This window comes from Mesoterricola sp. MK458, from assembly GCF_055384935.1.
Window position 1 is genome coordinate 4,281,321 of record NZ_AP045075.1, and the last position, 21,723, is coordinate 4,303,043.

Below are 21,723 nucleotides of genomic sequence, written 5' to 3' on the forward strand. Positions count from 1 at the left end.
CCTCCAATCCGTGTGTGGATCGCAATTCTTCAGCGTGGGTCGAGCTTTTTTAGGAGGTTGCGAAATTCTCTGGCACTCTCTTCAAGCTCATCCGCCATTGCCAGGTCGATCTCTTCCTTGGTAGCAGAATTGATCGGTAGAAGGGCGTAGCTGCCTTCCTGGCGTGAAATCAGAAGGACGCGATCTCCGGGGGCAAATCCCTCGGGCAAATGAATGCAACGGTTGGAATCGACGGTCAGGATCATGGCATCACCGGACCACGATTGTAGACTCCTCAACGAGAACAAAGAAAGGCTATTGCCCATGCAAGCGGGAGGATTCGAAATACTTCGGCATCTCGCCCCTGACCTCAGTCAACTCCTTCCTTCATCCCCAAAAGATACCCCTTGGGTCCTGATCAACTTCCGCCAAAAGACGTGAAATGCTCTGTGCGCCCGGGAACTGCTGGTATGGATGCCAACGTTGGTTTCGATCTCTCCAGAAGAGGCTCCAGCGACCATGATCCTGGTTGAACCTGAACTGGGCTACAGGGCTGTCCCCCCATATCGCGGGGTCTTTCCAGTGCGGACGTTGCTCTACGAGGGTGACCTTGCTGCCTCTCCACTGATGGATAAGCCTTACCTTCTCCCGCACAGGATGCGGCACCTTCTGCTGGCAATAAACGGCTAAGGTTTCATCGACCACATGCTTCAGGTTGGCGGGAATAGGCATAGGCACCACTTGGTTCGATTTTCAGGAATCCAAGCCTTTGATGGTCCGAAGCCGAGGAAGGTTCAAGAGCATTTCGTGCCCCGTAGATTTTGGCGTTGCCCCGGTGCACTTCGGTGACCCGAGAGTTTGGTGGATGTCAGGACCTGGGAAAGCGGCATTCCATGGACTCGTGCGGAGCATATTCTCATACGGTTGCAAGGGCGGCAGTTTGGGGGTTAGGAGCACCAAGATGATCGTCGGCAAGTCCAGGCTAGGCTTCCCTGGCAATGGAATTCTCGCTGACAGAGGCGGGTTTAGGTTTTTCCAGAAGGAGTTAGAAGCTGCTTAGGGCTAAGGGATTGTTCCTGGCGCCAGAAATCTCTCTCATAATCAAGCTTACTGCCTCGGGGTCCTCCTTGTTCTCTTAGCCGCAAGTGACTGCACCTACCTTCCATATATCCGGTAAAGCCATGCATTATCACTCTCCATTAACTCCCCTTGCCCTTGCATGTGCCCTGGGACTCTATGGTTGGTGGTGCCTCTTCAGAACCGAATCCGCTATGAATTTTATGGGGCGCTTCTATGTGGGTGCGGCTGGGCGCTCGATCAATTGCGCCATGACGAAACTTCACGGGATTCTTAGCTTCCTGTTCGCCAGCATTCTGGTCTTCGATGCCCTGAAAACTCTGTTGGGGTAATTCGCGATTTTTCGGCAACGAGAGGGGGACCCGGAGTTCCACGAATTCATCCCTGCGAGACTAGTCATTAATGGTCGCTCACAGAGGCGGGTCTAGGCGCTACCAGGAGTGCGGGAGAGATAGCCTCGCTGGGCTCCTAGCAACCGAGTGTCCTATGCTGAGCAACCTTAGATGCCAGCTCCTTCGCATCTTTCTTCGTGCCGAGGAACAGGGTGGGAAGCGCCATGTTGTAGTGATCGGTCAGGTCAACGATGAAGTCCGGCGCCCCATCGCCGTTGAGATCGCCCGCCCATAGCAGCCGAGTTTCACCTCCCTGCCCCACCCCCGCGAAGACACCCTGCTCGTAGGAGGCTTGATAGGTGCCCAATACCTGCTTCTGGTCGCCACACCTCAGCACCAGGGAAGCCGCAGAACGTTGCAGCGCTTCGGAGCCCTCGAATTTCGAGCACACCAGTGTCAACTGATACGACTTGCCTGTTGAGAGCACAAGATTCACGGAGACGTTCGGCTTTAAGGTCTGTATGGTGCAAATCGTCTCAACGGGTCGCGGTCGGATGGATTGGATGCCGCGAAACAAGAAAACGCTATCAGTTCCACCCGGGAAGGTGACCCTCTTCCCAGTCCTCGCTCCGGGTTCATCAACAAGGGCATCCATGACCCGCTCAACACGGACGACCACGGAAGCGATCCGATCCCGTTTCGATGGGTCAAGGATGAGTGCCAACCACCGTTCACCATCCTTCGCAGAGACTTCATCGCTGTGGAACTCGCCCGTCTGATTCATCTGCCCGGTCTGTCGCTGCTTTGGATTACCTGCTATCAGGGACAAGCACAGCGCGGCGGTAATCAGTGTTATTTTCGACAACATTAAGGTTCCTCGGTTTGGTGAATGCTTCGGCACACGCTACTCCACAACGCTCACCGGAGCAATGTCATCGTTGCCAAGGAGATGCGCTGGATGCCCCAGAGGCGCCCCTGGGACTCAGACAGGGCAGAACCCCCACCCCAGTCCAGCGAGGCGTATAGGAGGCAAACGGAGCGGTTATGGTGGCGCAGGGTGGGTGCGGGATACCCGAAGCACCTATTAAACCAATCCTCCCTTTGACCTTTGTGACGGTCACACGTCCAAGATCGGTGTCAACGGGGATGCGCCCCAAGCGCTCCAATCGCCTCCCCAGAAATCGCGGTGGTCCTCGCTGTCTATCCCCTCCTTGCAGTGCATTGGCGCATGTGGTCCACCTGGCGCTGTTTCAACACAGGTCGGAACCCAGTGGGATCTAGGCTAAATGCTGAAAATGTTTGTAATGGGGTCTGGAGATGATGATAGGAGGATTCAAGAAGGCGAATATTAAACGAATAGAGCCCGTCTCTCCATTCTGCTTGGAATGAACAAGCCGGGGGCGGGGGTTCGCCGCGTTCAACCTGCTGAATTTGAAAGGTAGGGGGCGGTCTGCATTGGATCCGATTTCGAATGAATCAATCTATGATCGCTACCCCCGAAGTATGTCCGTTCAATCCTCCTGGACCTCCGGGAGCAAGAAGGAGAAGCCAGTGGACGGTTCCGCATCAACCGAATGGTGGAGGTTCAATCTCCTGCCGCGCGCGCAATCCACGCTCCGAGGCGTCGCCAGTCCTCAAGCTGAAGGTCCCTGGAGCGGTTTACCAATCCAAGTGGACCGCAATGGTAGAACGCGAACCATGCCGGTTGCCCAGGCTGCTGGATGGGATTCATGGCATGCACAGCGCCCATCGTTGCTCCCATGGGTACGCTGTAGGGCATTCTCCAGTTCTTCACGATGATCCCCAAGGGCAGCATAGGTCTCCACAGGAACATCGAGCATCAGCGTGTAAAGGTCTGTTCCGCCATCCCAGTTGTCATACCCACTCTTGACTAGGGTTGCCTTCGCAGCCTCTAAGGTTGAAGCTTCCTGGGTGGATTGCTGAAGGCGGGCTATCTTCCCGGCTGTCGCAATGAGGTTTTGTGCGCGATCGGCAAAGGTGTCCATGCCTAATCTCCTATCCCAGTGCTAGGGCAGGATTCACAGGACGGTGCTACTGCTGGACGGGATACACCAGGAGTTGCCAGTGGATGGGACCATTTGCTGGATTGTGCTGCTTGTGGTTCTGTGGCGGCAAGGTATGCCCGCCTGCTATGGCAATCTCATCCCCACAAGAAGTGCACCGATAAATTCCAGGATTTGGCGCAGTCGTTCCTGGGGCATGCTTTGCATCGAAAGCAAGATCCGTGGATTGCTGTAATAGATTGCCATGTTTGAAGAGAGCCATATCTACCCCTTTCGCTGCTATTAAATCAGGTGACCCGTTCTCGTCCACTAAAATCCCCCGAACGGTAGATTATTGGTCGCTGAACGGTATTGGCTCCATTCACCCCGGCATCTGACCGGAGAAGGGAAAGGGAAAGGGAAATAGTAAGATATCCCCCGACAGAGCCGGGGTCCTTCTGTTTTTGTTAGCTACTAATTGAGCCTCAAGGTAGCCCCATCAAGGCGATTCCTCTTTGAGTTTTGAGTGAAGTCGTGAAGGGGGACCGGGCATTGTTTCACGTCCATGGGGATGCTCAGGGCGACCTACCCGTCCTGCTGTGATTGGGTCGCATTCAGTCCTCGTTCCGCCTCTTTTAGGTCTTCTATAGACGGGAGTCGCTTTGGGATTTCTGCAAGACTTGCGCGAAAGGTCTTCCAAAGTCCTACAAACAACAATTGAGACCTGAAGGTAATCATGCTTTCCTATTATGCGATCACATCGATAAATCCCAGGAGCCTCCTATGGACTTCCTTGATCAACTCAGGCTGATCGCTTCCCGTGTGCCAAACCAGGCGGGGCACCTCCAGACGGAGGAAGCCACCAAGAATGCGCTGGTTCTCCCCTTCATCAAGGCGTTGGGATTCGACGTGTTCGACCCGACCGAGGTCCGCCCGGAGTTGACAGCGGACGTGGGCGTGAAGAAGGGCGAGAAGGTCGATTACGCCATCTTCAGAGATGGCAAGCCCATCATCATCATGGAATGCAAGAAATACGGCACCGATCTGAGCAAGATTCAGGCTACCCAGCTATTCCGCTACTTCACCGTGACGGAGACTAGGTTTGGCGTCCTCACTAATGGCACCCAGTATTTCTTCTACACCGATCTTGACCAACCGAACATGATGGATGCCAAGCCGTTCCTGGAATTCAATCTGCTCGACTTCAAGGATCAGGATGCCGAGGAACTGAAGAAGTTCACCAAGACAACCTTTGATATTAACAACATCCTCTCAACCGCCACGGATCTCAAATACACAAAGGAGATCCAGCGCGTGCTGAATGAGCAGCTGCACAACCCTTCCGAAGAGGTTGTCAGGCTTCTCGCGGGGAAGGTATACAGCGGTCGGATGACCCAGGTCGTGAAGGATCAATTCACGGCACTCACGAAGCGGGCGTTCCAGCAATTGATCAACGACAAGATCAATGACCGCCTGAAGGTGGCGCTTGCTGATGATGGAATGCCTCCTGCCGAACCTGCGGAGCCTGTCATGCCCCCGGCAGAGGAAGAGGAGAAGATCATCACAACGCCGGACGAGTGGGAAGCCTTCTACATTGTCAGGGCGATCCTACGCGAGGTTGTTGAACCCAAGAAAGTGACCATCCGTGATGCAAAGTCCTATTGCGCTGTCCTCTTCGATGACAACAACAGGAAACCAATCTGCCGTTTCTACTTCAATTCGAAGAACAAGGCGATTGGCGTGTTTGATACGCAAAAGGAGGAGACCAGGACAAGCATCAGCGATCTCACCGAACTCTACCAGTTGACTGATAGCTTGAAGGCTGTTGCCAGTTTCCACTGCAACGTCAAGAGGTAATTGGAAAGGCATTTTATCGAAAAACAATGCAAGTTCAATATGTTTGATTTGGTATTCTTTCAAAGGCATTGAAAGCACATATTGCATTAACCAATCCTTTTGCCACCCTCACGCGCTTTGCTTCACCTCTTGTATATGCATATTTTGGTTATCCCATTGGCATATCTCCAAGGAGGCTTCATGAAACTGTATTCACTTAAGATCGAAGGATACAAACGGATCCAATCAGCAACGCTGCTATTTGGCGATGCGACCTTTCTGATTGGACCCAACAATGCGGGCAAGAGCACTGTCCTAAAAGCCCTGGAGTGGCTCTTGTCCGCCAAGAAGACAATTCCTAGCGCTGAGTATTATTCTGTTATTGATGATGAAACAGGCGAAACAAAACCAGTTGTTGATACGATTACCCTGGAGGCTGAATTTAGACACCTTCCAGAAGATGCTAAGCGATGGCGTGGGTTCAAGGGTCGCATTTTTTCATACACCGCTGACGATGGTCCTGGCTTATCCGTGACGTATCGTAAAACATTCACACTCGGGAAGGACGTGACCATCGAGTTTAGGTCGAAGGAGCGCGAAATCAATCCTGGGTTTGCAGGGTATAAGACGGCTCAAGACTTGATTGATAAAGGTGCTCCACTGCAAGAAGTCCAGGAGTTGTTTCCAGACCTTGCAGCTAAGATTGGGTCAAGCAAGCCTGCCATTGAGAAGCTTGATCAGCTCGATGCCATCTGGGATACAAAGGACTCAGAAACTTGGTTTCAAAATCCAGGAGGTATTCCTGGCGTAGTATTGAAAATGTTGCCACGATTTCTGCTGATACCTGCAGATACCTCTGCTGCTGAGATTGAAGGGAACTCTTCCGGAGTCTTGGGTAAGACATTAAATGAACTTTTTGAAGATGTAAGAAATGCGTCCATTAACTATTCACAAGCCCAAGAGTTTCTAAACAAACTGGCAAAGGAGCTTAATCCAGAAGATATTACCTCAGAGTTCGGCAAAATGATCGCCGAACTAAATGGCGTGCTTGCAAGCGTATTCCCCGATTCTCAACTCCATGCAACTGCAAGTTTGAGTGACGCTAAAACCGCTCTAAAGCCGACATTTAATGTAGAGATGTCCAGCAATGTCAGGACTGCCGTTGCCCATCAGGGTTCGGGCATGATCAGGGCTGCGGCGTTTGGAATGCTCCGGTTCAGGCAAAAGTGGCTTTCGCGGAGGGAGGACGACCAGGTTCGCTCATTGATCGTTTGTTTCGAAGAGCCAGAAATCTATCTTCACCCAAGTGCTGCCAATCAAATGCGTGATACTATTTACGAATTAAGTGGTGATGAGTCTCAAATCATTGCTACAACACACTCTCCATTTATTATCGACTTGTCAAGAAAGCCTAAGCAAGTATTAAATAGCTTGAAACTCAAGCAAAATGGCATTGAGTCCTCGCCATTCAATGTAACTGAAGCATTTAGCGCTCTCCAGGAGGATGCCAAAGCATATGTTAAAATGCTCCTTCGGGTTGATGATCATATAGCCAGAGTCTTCTTTACGAAGCATGTCATCATTGTCGAAGGGGATACGGAAGAAGTTGTCATTAAGGAGACGTTGAAACATCTGTCCAAGGAACGCTATCTGAGGGTAGTCTCGGATTTCGAACTTGTTAAAGCGAGAGGAAAGGCGTCGATCATTGGCTTGGTAAAGTATCTTGTTTCAATGGGTATAGCCCCGATCGTCGTCCATGACCGCGACAAGGGTATAGCTGGAGCGGAAGTATTCAATAAGCCAATTGCAGACGCACTTATGGGAATGGGCAAGGTTGTTCAGATGAAGGAAAATATTGAAGATGAGTTGGGTTACACCGCCCCTACTTCAGAAAAACCATTTAATGCTTATCAGGTGACGCAGAAATGGAGTGAGAGCTGGGATGGTGTTCCTGAATCGTGGCGGAACAAGATGGTTGAAATTTTCGGTGATTACGTTGGAGACTAAAGGCTGAGAAGCTATGGGCTCTGCTCAATATCCCGGCTCCATGGGATCGCATTGAATTTATTTGCTTTTCCTTGTGCCCTAAAGGCGTCCGTTTCACGTGCCCACGGAGGAATTCCACTCATACTACTTTCCGGCAAGTAGTGCAAAATTGCGGACTATCCTGCGCCACATGAGTGTATTAACCCCAGAATATCCCCGTTGGGTCCTGTTCGACTTCCGCAAGGAGGCGCGTGATGCTGCGTGAACCAGGATGTGGTTCATAGGGGTGCCACCTCTGATTTCGATCCCGCCAGAAGATGGTCCAGTCGTCGGTGTCGTCATGATATCGAAACTGAACCACAGGGCTGTCGATCCATGGTGCGGATGCATCCTTCCAGTAGGGGCGCTGTTCAACAAGCATGACCTTCGTTCCGTGCCACCGATGCACAAGGCGCACCTTGTCCCGCACCCGCATGGGCACCTTCTGTTCACAGTAGGCAGTGAGTTCCTGATCTACGGTTTGCTTGAGGGAAGCAGGGATCGGCATGCCTCATTCTACCGGTTGTCAGGGGTGGACCCTGAAGTGGCTAGGAGATCCCATCTTTCAAAGTATTGATTGTCTTTATCAGTGAATCCACGCATGGAAGTATCCTTCCTGGGGCTACCATCCCTTTTGGCTCCCGCCATCCACTCCTTATGTCTAGCGACGACATGGGCAGCGACAACTGCGCTGGGCACGACATGGAATTCTGGACGAAGACCGACCTTGAGCAGGCGCACGAAAACATAGAACAGGTCCGGGTTTTCGATGTGCTCATGCTTCTCGTTCATGACCCAGTGGCGGTCTGCACCTTGGATCGTTTTAACTTGAATCGAGATCGCCCTGCCTGAACTTGGCTTCATCGCAAGCACATCGATCCCTTCGGCGTTTTTGGTTGTCAATGAGGCAAGGTATCCACGCATTGATAGCTCTGCACAGACGAAATATTCACCTGATGCGCCGGAAAGCCCGTGTGATAGTTCCGTCATGGTAGCTCTTTCGAGAATCACAACATTGTTGCAGAAATGGGCTTTCGGCATAGGTGATACGGCGTGATGCAGCAAGATTGTCGCCCCGTGAGTCGCTTCGCAAGAAGCAGCCGCCCTATGATGGAGGTGTGCCATTCGAGGATCGATGAACCGCTCTGACTTACATTGGATCGCCAAGCAACTCTATGCCGGGAAGACACCAGAAGAGGTGAGCCTTATCGGGATGAGCTTGAGTTCGATTGCCAGGCGCCAGCTCGTGGAGCAAGCCCTTCGGGAATTTCCGACTGAGGCGTCATTGTGTGCGGGATTGAATGAGGTCGTTCTGCCGGAACCTGGAGTCCCCGGCAATATCCAGCCATTTAACCGGTTCCCACAGCCAGAGCCAACACAAGAGGCTGCACCGGCACCTAAGCAGCGCACACCTCGCCCCAAGGCGGCAGGGAAGGTCCCGCCTCTGAAGGTTCACTGGAAGCTCAAGATAGGCACACGGCGACAAAAGCAGCGGCTATACCTCGATCTGGTGTGGCGCCAAGAATCCCTCCAGAACGCCTACCGCGACTTCCTGGACGGCTCCGGTGACTGGGGGGCGGTTGAGCAGGTCCACCTGGAGTTCATCGACAAAATCCGTGACGCCAACGCCTTCATCGGCGCCGTATGGGACGACCAGGAGGAATACTACTGGGCACGATCAAAGTCCTGGCAGAACTCAGACAGCGCGTGGGCATACCGCGTATGGATGGAAGCATGGGAGGTGGAAATCCCGTCACCATCTCTGCCAAGTCGGACTGGGGACCCTGAACTCAAGCTCGACGCAGCAAAAACCTTGCGCGGTATTCCCGATGAGCCTGCGGAATGAATACGCAGATACTGTGGTGCCAGGGACATTGCACCGCACCATGCTTGGGCGGAAAGGGGAGCAAGAAATACGACCTAAAACGCACGACTCCAGGGCTTCGGTTGGGATCATAGGTCCGATCTATTGGGAGTGTTGAAGCCAACACCTAAAGGCGTTTTAAGCGTTCACTTTACGCGATATGCGGCATATTCAGGCAATATAACTTGTCCATCTTTTACAGCCTTATACAGAAATATTACTTTTATAAATCCAAGTTCACGCCATCTCTTTACACACTTATCATCGTGTGTGTAGTAATCAACTTCTCCTGGCTCCCAAGGTCCACTTGTTGAAATCAGCCAAAGAGTCCTATTACCCTTCCCATGAGCCGTAAATACGACAGGAGTTTTGTCCAAATATGCAGAAGCTGTCATTTCCGAGGCATAGGTCTCTCGCGCCTTCACCATATCCGCTGCGTATGTTTGCCCCCAAGCTACTGACCAAGCAAGAATAACTAGTAGAAAATATCGCATTCCTGTTCTCCAGAGATAAATTGAAGTAGACCCAAATTCCTAGCGAGATCTATGGCGAGAAGATCACTTCATGGCGTTGAGCTTCAATTGCACGAGTCCGGCAAGAACCTTGGCACGCGAGATGCCCCGGATCCCGGCGAGGGAATCTTTGATAGATTCTATCTTTTGCCTGGTCTCCCTGAGGACTCTGCCGTTGGCATTGCAGATTGCCTCGGTGAGATTGCGCTCGCGGCGTGCCTTCATCAGTTCCAGCGAGGCTTCCACCAAGGCTTTCAGGTCGCCATCGAAGGATGCCACTGCCTCTTCGAAGAACTTGCTGATCCCGTAGCGCTGCAACCTTCGATAGATATGTTCAGGCACCGATACGCTCACGAAGAATCGCGGTGGAGCGAGGAAGGACAATTCCAGTCCTCGGAGTTCATCAGGCAGAGGTGGCGGCGGCGGGTCTGGATCGATGTCCTGGATTTCATCCCAGAATGCATCCTTAGGGTTGCGCGGATGGTCCGCTGCCTTCTCGGCAGCGTGAGGCTCCTCTGCACCTGGAAGGCAAGGAGGGGCATCGGGAGGGGGGTTGATGCGGAGTTTTCTCATCGCACCACCCAGCGTAAGTGCCACTTAACGCCAAAGGGTGCAAAAGATACCCCACAAATACCAACACCCAACATCCAACGGGTTATACCATCCAACAATCCATCCCACAGACTATCCAACAGTCTTCTGGTCTTCCTTCTATACCGGCTTCTGCACCGTTGGTTACACCGCTCGTTATACCGACTTCGCCCTGGTTCGGACCTCTGCACCTTGGTTGTCGCCATGGTTCACGCCAGTCCAAGCTGCTTGGAGAGCGCGTCCTGTGCCTTGCGCCTAGCTTCCAGCGTTGTTTCGACGTAGATCATCGTGGTCTGAACGCTCTTGTGCCCGAGCATTCCCTGGATCTCTGCGATGGGCGTTCCCGCCGAAGCGTGGAGGGATGCGAAGGTTGCCCTCAGTCGGTGTTGAGTGATGTTTCCAAGTCCAAGGTGTTTGGATACGCGCTGGAGTGCTTTCTTGCAGAACTGGGGTCGGTGTGGCTTCCCGTCTTCTGCGGGGAACACCCACTCGCTCAAACTCTTTGGCATGGCTTGGATCGCGCTCCAGAGCCAGTCGGGGACGGGCAGGACGCGTGCCTCTTTCCCCTTTGCCTTGCCGACAACATAGGTGCGGCTCGCCGGATCGAACCACTCGCAGCGCATTCCAAGTGCTTCGGACTCCCGGAGACCCAATCCGACCATGACCTTCAGGATCACGGCTACATGTGGGTTACGGGCGCACTTGTCCACCGCGTGAAGGAATTCGTGGATTCGGGGAGCAGAAACGGTCGGGCGCGGTTTGCGCTGGACCCGAAGGAATTGAGTCTGGAAGGGGAGATCCCTGAGCAAGCCGAGTTTCACTGCAAACTTGCAAAGCAGTTTGAGAATCTTCAAAGCATCGTTTACCGTGACCGGAGACCTTCCTGCTTCCAGCATCCTGGAGCGCAGCATCGCGACATCTTCGCTCCGAATGTGGTTCAGGCGCTTGGAACCGAAGGCGGGGACGAGCCAGTTCCTTGAAACGCGCTCAACGTCCTCCCAGTGCTTCCTGCTATGGACAGTCTTGTGCGTCTTGAGCCACTTCTCGACCAAAGTAGAAAAGATTGGAACTTTGGGAGCACCACATTGGGCGTTGAGAGCATCCTTGCGGCGTTCCTCAAGGACGCGCTTTGCGGTGTTCAAGTCCTTGGCTTTCGTGGAGCCATGGAGCCGTTGTCCATTGACTCGCAGTTCGTAATACCAGTATTCCCCGTTCTTTCTAAGACCAGGATGCTGGGTCGTCATGGAACCTCCTCGTAAGAGGGGGGTTCCTTTAGGATTTGGAGTGAAGGTGTCACCAGAACGCCACCACCAGATGGCTGGGGTAGCGTAGAACCGCACCAGGTCCCGTAGCTCAGGGGATAGAGCGACCGCCTCCTAAGCGGTAGTTCGGCAGTTCAATTCTGCCCGGGACCACCAGCCGCTTTGGGGAAGTGGACGAGGAAAGCCGGCCGCATGGTTGGACACGGGGGCGTCTCCGGGAACGCTTGCTACTCTTCGATGAGCGCCTTGAGTTCTTTCATAAGGGCGTAGAGATGCAGCGGGTCCGAGTCGGACTGCCTGAAATCATACCTTTCGTAGAACTTCTTGGCGTTTTCGTCCTTCGCGTGGATGATGAGCGCCCGAATGCCAGCGATGTCGGCGGCTTGCAGGGTTCGGCGAACGGCATCCCGCAGGAGAAACCCACCGAGCCCTTGGCGCTGCCATTCTTCGTGGATGGCCAACCGCGCCAGGAGCATCACCGGGACGGGTTGTCGGGAGAGCCCCTTTTTTAGGCGGAGCGTCGATTCATCGTAGGCGACACCCCCCACGGCGAGGCTGTAGAACCCAATGACCGTGTCGCCATCCATGGCAACGTAGGTCCTGGTGGAGTTGGCAGCCTGGGATTGAAGGGCGAATTTCAGGAGCCAATGGTTCAGCGCGTCCCGCCCGCAGTCGAAGGGCTGCAGATCGTGTCCCGCATGGAGGCTTTCGATGCGTTTCCCGGTCATTTCCCGGTGGTTTCGAAAGGGCTGGGCCCGGACAGCAAGGCCTTCAATCGCGGCATGGGACGGGGCGGGGCATCCAGGGCCTTCTGGAAGGCTTCCCAGGTCTTGGCGTCCAGGTGGAACACGGTGCGATCCGCAAGGGCGTCCTCGGCCCGGGACAGGGCGCTGGCCAATATGAAATCGCTCACACTGCAATGGGTGATCGCGGCGGCCGCCTGCAACTTCGCTTTCGCGGATGGGGAGACCCTGAAATCCAGTTTCTCGGACCGGCGCTCGACGGTCGCCTGGGCAGCCATGGCTATACCTCCAAAGGATAAGGGTAGGATGCGTCAGGACAGTGTCAAGACATTGAATGCCGGTGGCAGGAAAAGGTACCCTTAACCGTGAATTGCATCCCGTGGCGTCTGTCCGTATGTCTCACTCATCACCGCTCCCCCGGGCTTGGTTTTTCCCGGCGTTTCGGGGCATGATGGGGCATCTCGAATCGCCATTCCAAATCAAGGAGCTCTACGTGGGCAGCTGCATCGGATCCCTTCCATGGGCAGGGACGCGGGGCCGGAGGGGGGTGCTGGCCCTGGGGGTCGCCCTGGGGGCGGCTACGCTGGGGGCGCAGTCGCCTTCGGGGTATGCGGAAGCGGGGATCGGGACCCGGCAGGGGGACTACGGCCTGGCCACCACGAACCGGCTGGACCTGGCGTACGGCGCGGCGGGGCTGGCCACGGCCACCTACGACGTGAGCGTGGCGGTGCCGGTGCTCCGCATGGAATACGGGGACGGCACCGGAACCCGGACCACCTCGGGGCTCGGGGACGTCCTCCTGCGGGGGCTGCGCCGGCTCCTGCCTGAGACCCGCGGGGGCTTCGCCCTGGACGGGGGGCTGGCCGTGAAGCTGCCCACCGCCAAGAGCGACCAGGGACTGGGCACGGGACTGACGGACGTGGGCGCCTCCCTGGCGGCCAATCAGCGCTGGGGGCGGATCCAGGCATCGGTCTCCGCCGGCTGGATCCAGAGTTCAGCCAGCAAGGACGCGGCGGACACCCCCATCCGCGCCGGCATCTACACGGCGGGCGCCGGGCTCTCCTACTACGGCACCCGCTCCAAGGTCTCCCTCACCTGGCTGGGGCAGGGCTCCCAGTACCCGGGCATGCCGGCCCCCCGGGAACTGGCGCTGGACGTGTACCGCACCCTCGGGTACCCCTTCGCCTTCGGGGCCTCCTTCAGCGCGGGCCTGAACGACGGGGCCCCCCGGACCCGCTTCGGGCTCTTCATCTCCTGCCGTCCCTGAGGATCCCGTGACCGCCCCTGGTGAGGAGGACCTGCCCTGAAACCGCTCTGGCCCGCGCTGGCCCTTGCCGCCACCCTCGGCCTTCGCCTGGCCGGGATCCTGGAGCCGGCTGAACGCCTGCTTCGGGATGCCATGCTGCGCGCCCTGCCGCACCGGCCCGCCGCCAAGGTGGCCGCCGTCCTCATCGACGAGGAGGCCCTGCGGACGGCCGGAAGCTGGCCCTGGGACCGGGCCACGCTGGCGCGGCTGGTGGACGGGGCCTTCGACGCGGGGGCGCGGGGGGTCGTGATCGACGTGCTGCTGCCGGAGGCGAAACCGGGCGACGCCGCCCTGGCGCGGGCCCTGGGGCGGGGCCCCTCCCTGCTCGCCGCCGGGCTGGACGATTCCGGCGCCTGGGTGCTCCCCGCGCGGTCCCTGGGGGACGCCCCGGTGGGCCACGTGAGCTACGACCTGGACCGGGACGGCGTGGTGCGCCGCCTCACCTCCACCAAGCAACGGGACGAACGTTCCATCCCCGCCCTGGCCGTGGCCGCTGCGCGCCTGGACGATCCGCGCCGGCCGGTGCCGGTGGCCGTGACCCTCCGGCCCGGCTACCGCACCTGGCCCGTCCCCGCGGTGGGCGCCGCCGCGGTGCTGGGGGGGCGCCCCGGCGACACCCTGCGCGGGCGCATCGCCTTCCTCGGCGTCAGCGCGGCGGGCGCGGGCGACCGGGTCGTCACGCCCCGTTCCCGGGGCGGCTCTCCGGATCCCGGGGTGCTGGTGGAAGCGGTGGCGGCGGAGGCCGTCCTTTCCGGGGACCTGCTGCGGGAGGCCCCGCCGGTGCTGGACGCCCTGGTGGCCTGCGGCCTGGCGCTGCCGTGGGCCTTCGGGTGGGCGGCCCGGTCCCGGGCCCGGCGCGCCCTGGCCTGGGGCGCCCTCCTGGCGCCGCTGCCGCTGGCCCTGGCGGCGCTGGCCTTCCTGGATCTGGAGCTGGCGCCCCTGGCGGTGGTCCTGCCCCTGGCGCTCCTGGCGGCGGTGGCGCGGGCCCGGTGGGCCGGCCTGGCCGTGGGCAGCGCCCGCACGCGCATCGCGGAGCTGGAACGGCTCCAGGCCAGCCAGGCCGCGTTGCGGACGCAGGATGCCGAGGCCCGCCGGAAGGTGGCCCATGAGCTCAAGACCCCCCTGACTTCCGTGAAGGGCCTGGCCCAGCTCCTGGCCCAGTTCAACCTCTCGGTGGAGGAACGGAACCGGGTGGCCGGCATGGTGGTGGCCGAGACCTCCCGCCTCGCCGGCATGGTGGACGACCTCCTGGACCTGGAACGGCTGGGGCTGCGGGAATTCCAGCGGGACGCCCAGCCCCTGGACCTCTCGGCCTTGTGGGGCAGGCGGGTGGAGATCCTCCGGGCCGGCGCCGGGCGGCCCATTGAACTGGACGCGACCCCCGGCCTCCGGGTGCGGGGGGATGCGGCCCTCCTGGAGCGGGTGCTGGAAAACCTCGTGGGCAACGCCCTGAAGTTCTCCCCGGCCGGGAGCCCGGTGCATGTCCGCCTTGGACCCGAGGACGACTGGGTGGTCCTGGACGTCCTGGACCAGGGGCCCGGCGTCCCCCCCGGGGAGCGGGAGCGCATCTTCGGGCGGTTCGCCCGGGGCAGCGCCCAGGGGCTCGCGCCGGGGCTGGGGCTGGGCCTGGCCGTGGTGGCGGAGGTGGTGGCCTGGCACCGGGGCGAGGTGCGGGTCCTGGAGGGCCCGGGGGGCGGCGCCCTGTTCCGTGTTAGACTCGCGCGGTTGCAGGGGGCGGAATGACGTGGGTTCTCGTGGTGGACGACGACCTGGCAATCCGCGAGATGGCGGCCATGGCCCTGGAAAAATCAGGCCACCGGGTCGTGCGGGCCGAGGGGCTGGAGGCGGCCCGGGCCGCCCTCCGGGAAGGACGGCCCGACCTGGTGCTCTGCGACATCTACCTGCCCGACGGAAGCGGGATGGACCTGCTCAAGGAGGTGCGGGACCTGCCCGACCCCCCGCCCGTGATCATCATGACGGCCCGGGGCACCCTGGAAACCGCCGCCCAGGCCCTGAAGGACGGGGTCGCGGAATACCTGGCCAAGCCCTTCGACGTCCCCTACCTCATCGCCTGCGTGAAGGACGCGCTCCGGCCCAGGCTGGCCGATCCGGCCGTGGCCGAGCGGGGCCCCGCCAGCGTCATCATCGGGTCGCATCCCTCCATCGTGGAGGTGTACAAGGCCACGGGCCGGGTGGCGCCCCTGAACGTGCCGGTGCTCATCTACGGCGAGACCGGAACGGGGAAGGAACTGGTGGCCCGGGCCCTCCATCGCTTCGGACGCCGGTCGGAGGGGCCCTTCATCCCCGTCCACTGCGGCGCGCTCCCGGACACCCTCATCGAAAGCGAGCTGTTCGGCTACCGGCGGGGGGCCTTCACGGACGCCCACCGGGACCGCCAGGGCGCCCTGGCCCAGGCCAACGGCGGCACGGTGCTCCTGGACGAGATCGGCGAGATCTCGCCGGTATTCCAGGTGAAGCTGCTGCGGTTCCTCGAGGACGGCGTCATCCAGCCCCTGGGGGCGGAGCGCTCCGAATCCGCGGACGTGCGGGTGGTGGCCGCCACCTACCGGGACCTGAAGGCCATGGTGGCCGCCGGCGCCTTCCGGGAGGACCTCTACTATCGCCTCGCCGGCTACGAGATCCGCATCCCGCCCCTGCGGGACCGCCTGTCGGACCTGCCCGCGCTGGTGGCGCACTTCCAGGAGCGGTTCCTGGGGGAACTTGGCCTGCCCGGGCCCGGCGCGCTCTCCCGGGACGTCCTGGCCCTGCTGGCCGCGCACCCCTGGCCCGGCAACGTGCGCGAACTGGGCCACGTGGTCCGGCGCCTGCTCATCGAAACCGGCTCCCTGGAGGACCCGGCCGTGGCGGCGCGGATCCTGGGGTCCCTGGACGGGCGGGCCCCCGGGGCGCCGCCCGCGCCGTTCCAGGCGCCCTTCGTGCCCCTGGAGGTCATGGAGCGGCGGTACCTCCTGGCGGTGCTGGGCCACGCGGGGGGGAACAAGACCGAGGCGGCCCGGATCCTGGGCATTGAACGGAAAACCCTCAGCCGCAAGCTCAAAGCGGTCGATGAATACGGCATGGAAGTGCCGGACGGAGACGACTCATGAATTGGCTGCTGGCCCCCCTTCTGCTGACCCTGCTCCAGGCACCGGCGCCGCAGCCCCAGGTCTTCCAGTACCAGTTCGAGGAGGTCAAGCCCTCCGTCCAACGCTGGCCCGGTGGAGACAAGGGCAAGGAGGTCAAGGCGGTCCAGGGGGAATCCGCCCCCTCGGGGGATGCCCTGCGGACCGGCTGGTGGGGGCGCATCGTGCTGGGCGTCCCCTCCCGCCAGGCCCGGTTCGAGGTGCTGGGCAGCAGCCAGGTGAAGCTCGCCGGGGGCGAGCCGGGGGTGCTCCTCACCGTGGAGCGGGGGCGGATCCGCTGCTTCTTCAAGGCCCTGGCCGGCGGCCAGGAGGAGCGCAAGATCGCGGTGCCCGGCGCCCTGCTGGCCGTTCGGGGGACCTCCTACGAGGTGGTGGTGGACAAAGCGGGCCGCACGACCCTCACCGTCTTCGAGGGGGTGGTGGAGGTCTTCGCCATGGGGCCCCATCCCACCCCCATCCAGGTGAGGGCCGGGGAGGTGTCCACCTTCAGCGCCGCCGACGTGGCCAAGGCCGAGCCCTCCCGCGGGCAGGGGTACCTGAACAAGGCCTGGAGCCAGGGTGGACGCCCGGACAACCTGCCGGCACCGGGTTCCCGGGTGCCCGCGGTGGTGGGCCAGGGCAAGCCCCATCCGACGGGCGGGCCCAAGAAATAGGCCGCGGGTCGTTTCGACCCGTACCTCGCCTTTTTCCGGGACGGAATGACCCGGGTCGCGCGGATTCCTCCAGGGGGAAGCCGCGGGCGGACAGGGTTCTCCGCCGGAGGACGGTGGCACGGTTCTTGTTGAAAGGTTGAAGCCCGAAGGCCCAGCTTCGTGGCCATCGGCTTTCTTCTGGGGAACCTTGTCATCAAAATCGATTTTTTCAGGAGATCTCCCATGCGATCCGCCCTGGCCCTTCCCGTGGCCCTGGGTATCGCCGGCCTGATGGGATGTGGCGGCTCCGGCGCCGGCACCTCCCCTTCCGGCGGCCCCACGGCCGTCAACGTCACCCTCGTCGACGGGCCCACCTCGGCCTACACGTCGATCTTCCTCAACATCCAGTCCATTGAAATCGGCGGGGACGGCTCAGGGTGGACCACCCTGGGCACCTGGACCGGGGGTCCCATCGACCTCCTCACCCTCACCGGCGGCATCAGCCAGAGCCTCGTCAAGGGGGCCACCCTGGCCCCGGGCTCCTACGGCCAGATGCGGCTCATCCTGGGGGCCACCGGCAACACCATCGTCCTCCGGGACGGCACCACCCACGACCTCACGGTCCCCTCCGGCATGCACACCGGCATCAAGCTCACCGGGCCCTTCGTGGTCCAGGCGGGCACCACCGCCGACCTGTGGATCGATTTCGACGCCGCCCGCTCCATCCAGGTGGTGGCCGCCGGGGCCTCGGGCAAGTACATCCTGCGTCCCACCTGCAGGGCCTTCGAGAAGGCGGTGACGGGCTCCATCTCCGGAACCCTCACGGACCAGGCGGACGGTTCGGCCCTGGCCGGCGTCCCGGTCTTCGCCGAGGTCCTGGACGGAGCCGGCAAGCCCGCCATCGTGCGCAGCACCCTGACCAGCGCCACGGGCGCCTACACCCTCGACCTGCTGCCCGTGGGCTCCACCTACTTCGTGGTCAGCATGCCGGTCCCCGGCAAGGTGTATGCCCCCAAGGCCAGTGACGGGTTCAGCCTCGCCGCGGGCAGCCCGGTGTTCACCTTCAGCGCCGCCTTCACCGCGGTCCCGGCCACGGGCACCCTCGGCGGCACGGTGACGCCCCTGGCCGCCGCCAGCCAGTCCGACACGGTTTCCCTGCTCGCCACCTTCCCCTCCACCCCCGGCGGCGTGAGCCGCACCTTCGTGGTGGATACCGACCTGGCCGTCGTGGGGGCCTCCACCGAGACCTTCTCCTTCGGTCCGCTCCAGCCCGGCACCTACGGCCTCGCGGGGACCCGCGCGACCCTGAACCTCGACGGCACCACGACCCTGGCCGCCGCGCCGCCCGTGACCGCCACCGTGGCGGCCGGCGCCGACACCGCCGCCGTCGTGGCCTTCTGATGGGCTTCCACCCGTTCCCCACGTCCGGCCTGCGGGCCCGGCCCTCCAGGAGCTCGGGGTTCTCCCTGACCGAGCTCCTGGTGGTCCTGGCCATCGTTGCGACCCTGGCCCTGGCGATGGCGTACAGCTTCTCGCCCAGGACGCCCCGGGCGGTCCAGCACGGCCTCCAGGACGTGCGCGGCATGGTGCTCCAGGCCCGGAGCCTCGCGCTCTCCACGGGGCAGACCGTGGTCATGAAGCCGGACTTCGCCACGGGAACGGTGCAATTCATCGCCATCCGGAGCCTTGACCCCGCCGACGCCGGCTACCTCCAGCTGGAGACCACGCCCCGGCTCACCACGGCCCTGGATCCCGCCTGGAGGCGCTACGCCCAGGTGGGGCTGAGCCTCCCCCTCGCCCCGGGGGAGGTGACGCCCCCCGGGTCGGTGGCGGCCATGACCACCTTCATGGGCGGCAACGCCTTCTGGAACGCCCCGCTTGGTTCCTCCACGCGGCTGTTCGGGTTCAACGCCACCGGCAACCTGCAGTCGGTGGCCGCCGCGGGCGGTTCGGTCTCCACCCTGGTGGGCGGCGGCTGGATCGGCGTGGCGGGCAACAGCCCCAACCGGGTGGGGGTGCCCTATGGCGTGGTCCTGGTGAACGAGCAGGGAATGACGCTCGCGTTCTACAAACCCGACAGCCAACTCGACGCCCCTTCGGAGATGCGATGGAAACGCCTGGACTGACGCGGCCTTCCCGCCCCGAGGCCGGATTCAGCATGGTGGAGATGCTGATGGTGGCCTTCATCATGGCCATCGGCCTGCTGGGCCTGCTCACCCTCCAGGGGGCCTCGCTCTCCTCGGCCACGGCGGGCCGGGAGCGCGGGACCGCCATCCTCCTCGCGCACAATTTCATGGACGTGGTCACCGCCGAGGGCATCCTCAGCTCCGGCGAGCGCATGCAGAGCGCCACGGGAACCGTGACCACCGGCGGCTACCGCTACATCGACCCGGTGCTGTACTCGGCCCACGCCTCCACCGCGGCCGAGGCCCTCCATTTCGACATCACGGGCGCGGCGGTGACGGCCGCCAGCCCGAACCGGATCTTCACCCTCACCTGGCAGCGGGACGCGGGGGTGCTGGCCGGGCCCAAGAACGCCGTGGCCAACTTCGTGGTCAACGTCCAGTGGCAGGAACTCGTGCGAACCAACGGAGGTGCCACCGCCAACGCCTCCAAATACTTCTCGGTGGGGCGCAATGTCCGGATCTGATCTCCCTCCGCGCGCCGCCGGGCGCGGCTTCTCCCTGGTGGAGATGGCCGTGGCCATGGTGTTCATCGGCATCCTCATGGCCGGCATGGTCGGCCTTTTCGCCGGGTCCACCTCGGCGATGGTCAGCGGCATGGAGACCCTGAACGTCCAGCGCAAGTCCCGCCAGGGCCTGGTGCAGCTCCAGGAGGAGATCCTGGCCGCCGGCCACCTCTACTACAAGCGGGTGGTCTCCGAGATCGATCCCACCAGCCCCGCGGCCCAGCCGCCGATGCTCATGCAGACCACCGGGTACGTCCCGCCCGGGGGCACCGCGGCGGTGGACGAGCTCCAGATCGTCCTGGACCTGCCCCTGAACGCGCGGGGCACCCTGGCGTCGGCCTGCACCCCGGGCGAATCGGCCCTGCAGGTGAACATGTCATACGGTGGCAACATCATCCAGGCGGGGGACATCCTGTTCGTCCAGGATTCCAACTGGGAGGTGTTCCAGGTGGGCGCCGCCCCCGACCCGGGCGGCGCCACCGGGTTCTCGGTGAACATCGTGGCCTCCCAGGAGAGCCTGGTGGACGCCTACGGCAACGACACCAACCCCCTGGTGCACGCCCAGGTGCAGAAGCCGCACCTGGCCGGGGCGCAGATCAGCGTCTTCCGGCCCCTGCAGGTGGTGCGCTTCACGGTCGTGCCCCGCAACCTCAACCCCGCCGATCCCGAGGCCGTGGTGCCGTGCCTCGTGCGCCAGTCCCAGCCCCTCGCCGGGAACGCGGGGGTCATCTTCGCGCCGGGCACCGCCGCGGTGGTGGCGCCCGCCCAGGAGCAGATCCTCCTGGAGAACGTCGTGGGCTTCACCGTGGACTGGAGCCTGGACGCGGGCAGGAACTGGCTTCGGGCCGGCGGCGCCGGGGACAGCTGGACCACCATCCGCACCGCCCTCAACCAGGCCCTGGCCGCCAGCGCCAGTCCCCTGACGCGGCTGGCCCTGGGCGGGACCAGCCTGGCGGATCCCTTCTGGATGAACTACGCGCCCGTGCTCATCCAGCTCAATATCAGCACCCGTTCGGAGATCCAGCGCACCGAGTTCGCCCGGGCCGGATCGGCCACCCCCGTGGCGTACCGCACGCGGCGGGAGACCATCATGCTGTCCCCCCGGAATTTCGGGCTCGGCACACCTTGAGGAGATGCTGACCATGCGCGAGAACCCCAAGGAAGCCGGCGGCATCTCCATCGTCGTGGCCCTGATCCTGCTGAGCGTCGTCACGGTGGCCTCCATGGGCATGAGCCGCGCGTCCCTGCGGGAGATGCTCATCGTCGGCAACGAATCCACGAGCCGCAAGGCCTTCGAGACCGCCGACTCGGCCATGGACTGGACCCTCACCTGGGGGAGCCCCTATTCCAACACCACCGCCGACCCCGCCGCCGCGAGCCTCCAGGCCAGCATGACGGCGCTCCTGGCGGCCATCTATTCGGACACGAACCGCAGCGCCTACACCGACACCTCGGGAACCCTGCGCACGGTCCTGACCGGGGCCACCATCGGGGGCAACATGACGCCCTCGACCTCGTCCTACCTCCAGTCCACCGCCGTCCAGCCTTCCTTCGACGCGGAACTGCGCTACCTGGGCGCCTACCAGCTGAGCAACACGACCCAGAGCAGCCTCATCAAGAGCAGCCAGAGCCTCTGGCTCCTGCAGACCACGGGCCGGGCCAACATCGCCGGCACGAACCAGTCCTTCATTTCGCGCCGCGAATCCGTCGTTCAGTACATCAACTAGGC

At 61.3% G+C, this 21,723-nt stretch carries 23 protein-coding genes and 1 tRNA gene; 13 read left to right on the forward strand and 11 right to left on the reverse strand.

Translation table 11 applies throughout. The annotated features are described in order from the left end of the window. Positions 1–29: 29 nt before the first annotated feature. The 4 genes from ACZ5LB_RS18750 to ACZ5LB_RS18765 all read right to left on the reverse strand — a co-directional run bounded on the left by ACZ5LB_RS18750 (position 30) and on the right by ACZ5LB_RS18765 (position 3,394). Positions 30–245 (reverse strand): hypothetical protein, encoded by a 216-nt coding sequence (locus ACZ5LB_RS18750; protein ID WP_464603725.1) that lies wholly within the window; start codon positions 243–245, stop codon positions 30–32. Positions 246–366: 121 nt separating this feature from the next. Then, positions 367–711: a DUF3024 domain-containing protein gene (locus ACZ5LB_RS18755; RefSeq protein WP_464603726.1), complete on the reverse strand. Its 345-nt coding sequence runs from the start codon at positions 709–711 to the stop codon at positions 367–369. A gap of 813 nt (positions 712–1,524) precedes the next feature. After that, complete coding sequence (locus tag ACZ5LB_RS18760) at positions 1,525–2,256, reverse strand: hypothetical protein (RefSeq protein ID WP_464603727.1); 732 nt, start codon at positions 2,254–2,256, stop codon at positions 1,525–1,527. A 766-nt stretch (positions 2,257–3,022) separates the two neighbouring features. After that, positions 3,023–3,394, reverse strand: coding sequence for a hypothetical protein (locus tag ACZ5LB_RS18765; protein ID WP_464603728.1), 372 nt, complete (start codon positions 3,392–3,394; stop codon positions 3,023–3,025). Positions 3,395–4,174: 780 nt separating this feature from the next. Here ACZ5LB_RS18765 and ACZ5LB_RS18770 point away from each other — a divergent pair. Beyond that, positions 4,175–5,248 carry a type I restriction endonuclease gene (locus ACZ5LB_RS18770; protein WP_464603729.1) on the forward strand — a complete coding sequence of 358 codons (1,074 nt, stop codon included), beginning with the start codon at positions 4,175–4,177 and terminating at the stop codon, positions 5,246–5,248. A gap of 180 nt (positions 5,249–5,428) precedes the next feature. Further along, entirely contained in the window at positions 5,429–7,234 is a 1,806-nt protein-coding gene (locus ACZ5LB_RS18775) for an ATP-dependent nuclease (RefSeq protein ID WP_464603730.1), read from the forward strand. Between the two features lie 178 nt (positions 7,235–7,412). Here the strand turns inward: ACZ5LB_RS18775 and ACZ5LB_RS18780 are convergent, their stop codons facing one another. Together ACZ5LB_RS18780 and ACZ5LB_RS18785 are read right to left on the reverse strand one after the other, a co-directional pair. Then, on the reverse strand, positions 7,413–7,760 hold the full coding sequence (locus ACZ5LB_RS18780) for a DUF3024 domain-containing protein (protein ID WP_464603731.1): 348 nt from the start codon (positions 7,758–7,760) through the stop codon (positions 7,413–7,415). 8 nt (positions 7,761–7,768) lie between these two features. Continuing rightward, the gene (locus tag ACZ5LB_RS18785; RefSeq protein WP_464603732.1) at positions 7,769–8,242 is read right to left on the reverse strand and encodes a hypothetical protein; all 474 of its coding nucleotides are present in this window, start codon (positions 8,240–8,242) and stop codon (positions 7,769–7,771) included. Between the two features lie 145 nt (positions 8,243–8,387). On the opposite strand from ACZ5LB_RS18785, the gene ACZ5LB_RS18790 reads away from it, so the two are divergent. Next, positions 8,388–9,098 (forward strand): hypothetical protein, encoded by a 711-nt coding sequence (locus tag ACZ5LB_RS18790; protein WP_464603733.1) that lies wholly within the window; start codon positions 8,388–8,390, stop codon positions 9,096–9,098. Positions 9,099–9,262: 164 nt separating this feature from the next. On the opposite strand, the gene ACZ5LB_RS18795 is transcribed toward ACZ5LB_RS18790, so the two are convergent. From ACZ5LB_RS18795 to ACZ5LB_RS18805, 3 genes are all read right to left on the reverse strand, one after another. Continuing rightward, on the reverse strand, positions 9,263–9,610 hold the full coding sequence (locus tag ACZ5LB_RS18795; RefSeq protein WP_464603734.1) for a hypothetical protein: 348 nt from the start codon (positions 9,608–9,610) through the stop codon (positions 9,263–9,265). Positions 9,611–9,673: 63 nt separating this feature from the next. Further along, a complete protein-coding gene (locus ACZ5LB_RS18800) occupies positions 9,674–10,201 on the reverse strand; it encodes a hypothetical protein (protein ID WP_464603735.1) in 528 nt (175 codons plus the stop codon). A 227-nt stretch (positions 10,202–10,428) separates the two neighbouring features. Continuing rightward, positions 10,429–11,463, reverse strand: coding sequence for a tyrosine-type recombinase/integrase (locus ACZ5LB_RS18805; protein ID WP_464603736.1), 1,035 nt, complete (start codon positions 11,461–11,463; stop codon positions 10,429–10,431). A 98-nt stretch (positions 11,464–11,561) separates the two neighbouring features. On the opposite strand from ACZ5LB_RS18805, the gene ACZ5LB_RS18810 reads away from it, so the two are divergent. Continuing rightward, positions 11,562–11,637: transfer RNA gene (locus ACZ5LB_RS18810), tRNA-Arg, on the forward strand. 71 nt (positions 11,638–11,708) lie between these two features. On the opposite strand, the gene ACZ5LB_RS18815 is transcribed toward ACZ5LB_RS18810, so the two are convergent. Further along, the gene (locus tag ACZ5LB_RS18815; protein ID WP_464603737.1) at positions 11,709–12,209 is read right to left on the reverse strand and encodes a GNAT family N-acetyltransferase; all 501 of its coding nucleotides are present in this window, start codon (positions 12,207–12,209) and stop codon (positions 11,709–11,711) included. After that, the gene (locus ACZ5LB_RS18820; protein ID WP_464603738.1) at positions 12,206–12,502 is read right to left on the reverse strand and encodes a type II toxin-antitoxin system TacA family antitoxin; all 297 of its coding nucleotides are present in this window, start codon (positions 12,500–12,502) and stop codon (positions 12,206–12,208) included. The genes ACZ5LB_RS18815 and ACZ5LB_RS18820 overlap by 4 nt, the downstream gene beginning before the upstream one ends. 215 nt (positions 12,503–12,717) lie before the next feature. Between ACZ5LB_RS18820 and ACZ5LB_RS18825 the strand changes: the two genes are divergently transcribed. The 9 genes from ACZ5LB_RS18825 to ACZ5LB_RS18865 all read left to right on the forward strand — a co-directional run bounded on the left by ACZ5LB_RS18825 (position 12,718) and on the right by ACZ5LB_RS18865 (position 21,721). Continuing rightward, on the forward strand, positions 12,718–13,491 hold the full coding sequence (locus ACZ5LB_RS18825; protein WP_464603739.1) for a hypothetical protein: 774 nt from the start codon (positions 12,718–12,720) through the stop codon (positions 13,489–13,491). A gap of 117 nt (positions 13,492–13,608) precedes the next feature. Then, on the forward strand, positions 13,609–15,273 hold the full coding sequence (locus ACZ5LB_RS18830; protein WP_464606336.1) for a CHASE2 domain-containing protein: 1,665 nt from the start codon (positions 13,609–13,611) through the stop codon (positions 15,271–15,273). Next, on the forward strand, positions 15,270–16,637 hold the full coding sequence (locus ACZ5LB_RS18835; protein ID WP_464603740.1) for a sigma-54-dependent transcriptional regulator: 1,368 nt from the start codon (positions 15,270–15,272) through the stop codon (positions 16,635–16,637). Before ACZ5LB_RS18830 ends, ACZ5LB_RS18835 begins: the two co-directional genes overlap by 4 nt. After that, positions 16,634–17,326, forward strand: coding sequence for a FecR family protein (locus tag ACZ5LB_RS18840; RefSeq protein WP_464603741.1), 693 nt, complete (start codon positions 16,634–16,636; stop codon positions 17,324–17,326). The genes ACZ5LB_RS18835 and ACZ5LB_RS18840 overlap by 4 nt, the downstream gene beginning before the upstream one ends. A gap of 222 nt (positions 17,327–17,548) precedes the next feature. After that, positions 17,549–18,706 carry a DUF4382 domain-containing protein gene (locus ACZ5LB_RS18845; RefSeq protein ID WP_464603742.1) on the forward strand — a complete coding sequence of 386 codons (1,158 nt, stop codon included), beginning with the start codon at positions 17,549–17,551 and terminating at the stop codon, positions 18,704–18,706. Beyond that, entirely contained in the window at positions 18,706–19,431 is a 726-nt protein-coding gene (locus tag ACZ5LB_RS18850) for a pilus assembly FimT family protein (RefSeq protein WP_464603743.1), read from the forward strand. Before ACZ5LB_RS18845 ends, ACZ5LB_RS18850 begins: the two co-directional genes overlap by 1 nt. Further along, complete coding sequence (locus tag ACZ5LB_RS18855) at positions 19,413–19,955, forward strand: type IV pilus modification PilV family protein (protein WP_464603744.1); 543 nt, start codon at positions 19,413–19,415, stop codon at positions 19,953–19,955. Before ACZ5LB_RS18850 ends, ACZ5LB_RS18855 begins: the two co-directional genes overlap by 19 nt. After that, the gene (locus ACZ5LB_RS18860; protein WP_464603745.1) at positions 19,942–21,123 is read left to right on the forward strand and encodes a PilW family protein; all 1,182 of its coding nucleotides are present in this window, start codon (positions 19,942–19,944) and stop codon (positions 21,121–21,123) included. Before ACZ5LB_RS18855 ends, ACZ5LB_RS18860 begins: the two co-directional genes overlap by 14 nt. A 13-nt stretch (positions 21,124–21,136) precedes the next feature. Further along, positions 21,137–21,721: a PilX N-terminal domain-containing pilus assembly protein gene (locus ACZ5LB_RS18865; protein ID WP_464603746.1), complete on the forward strand. Its 585-nt coding sequence runs from the start codon at positions 21,137–21,139 to the stop codon at positions 21,719–21,721. Positions 21,722–21,723: the final 2 nt, after the last annotated feature.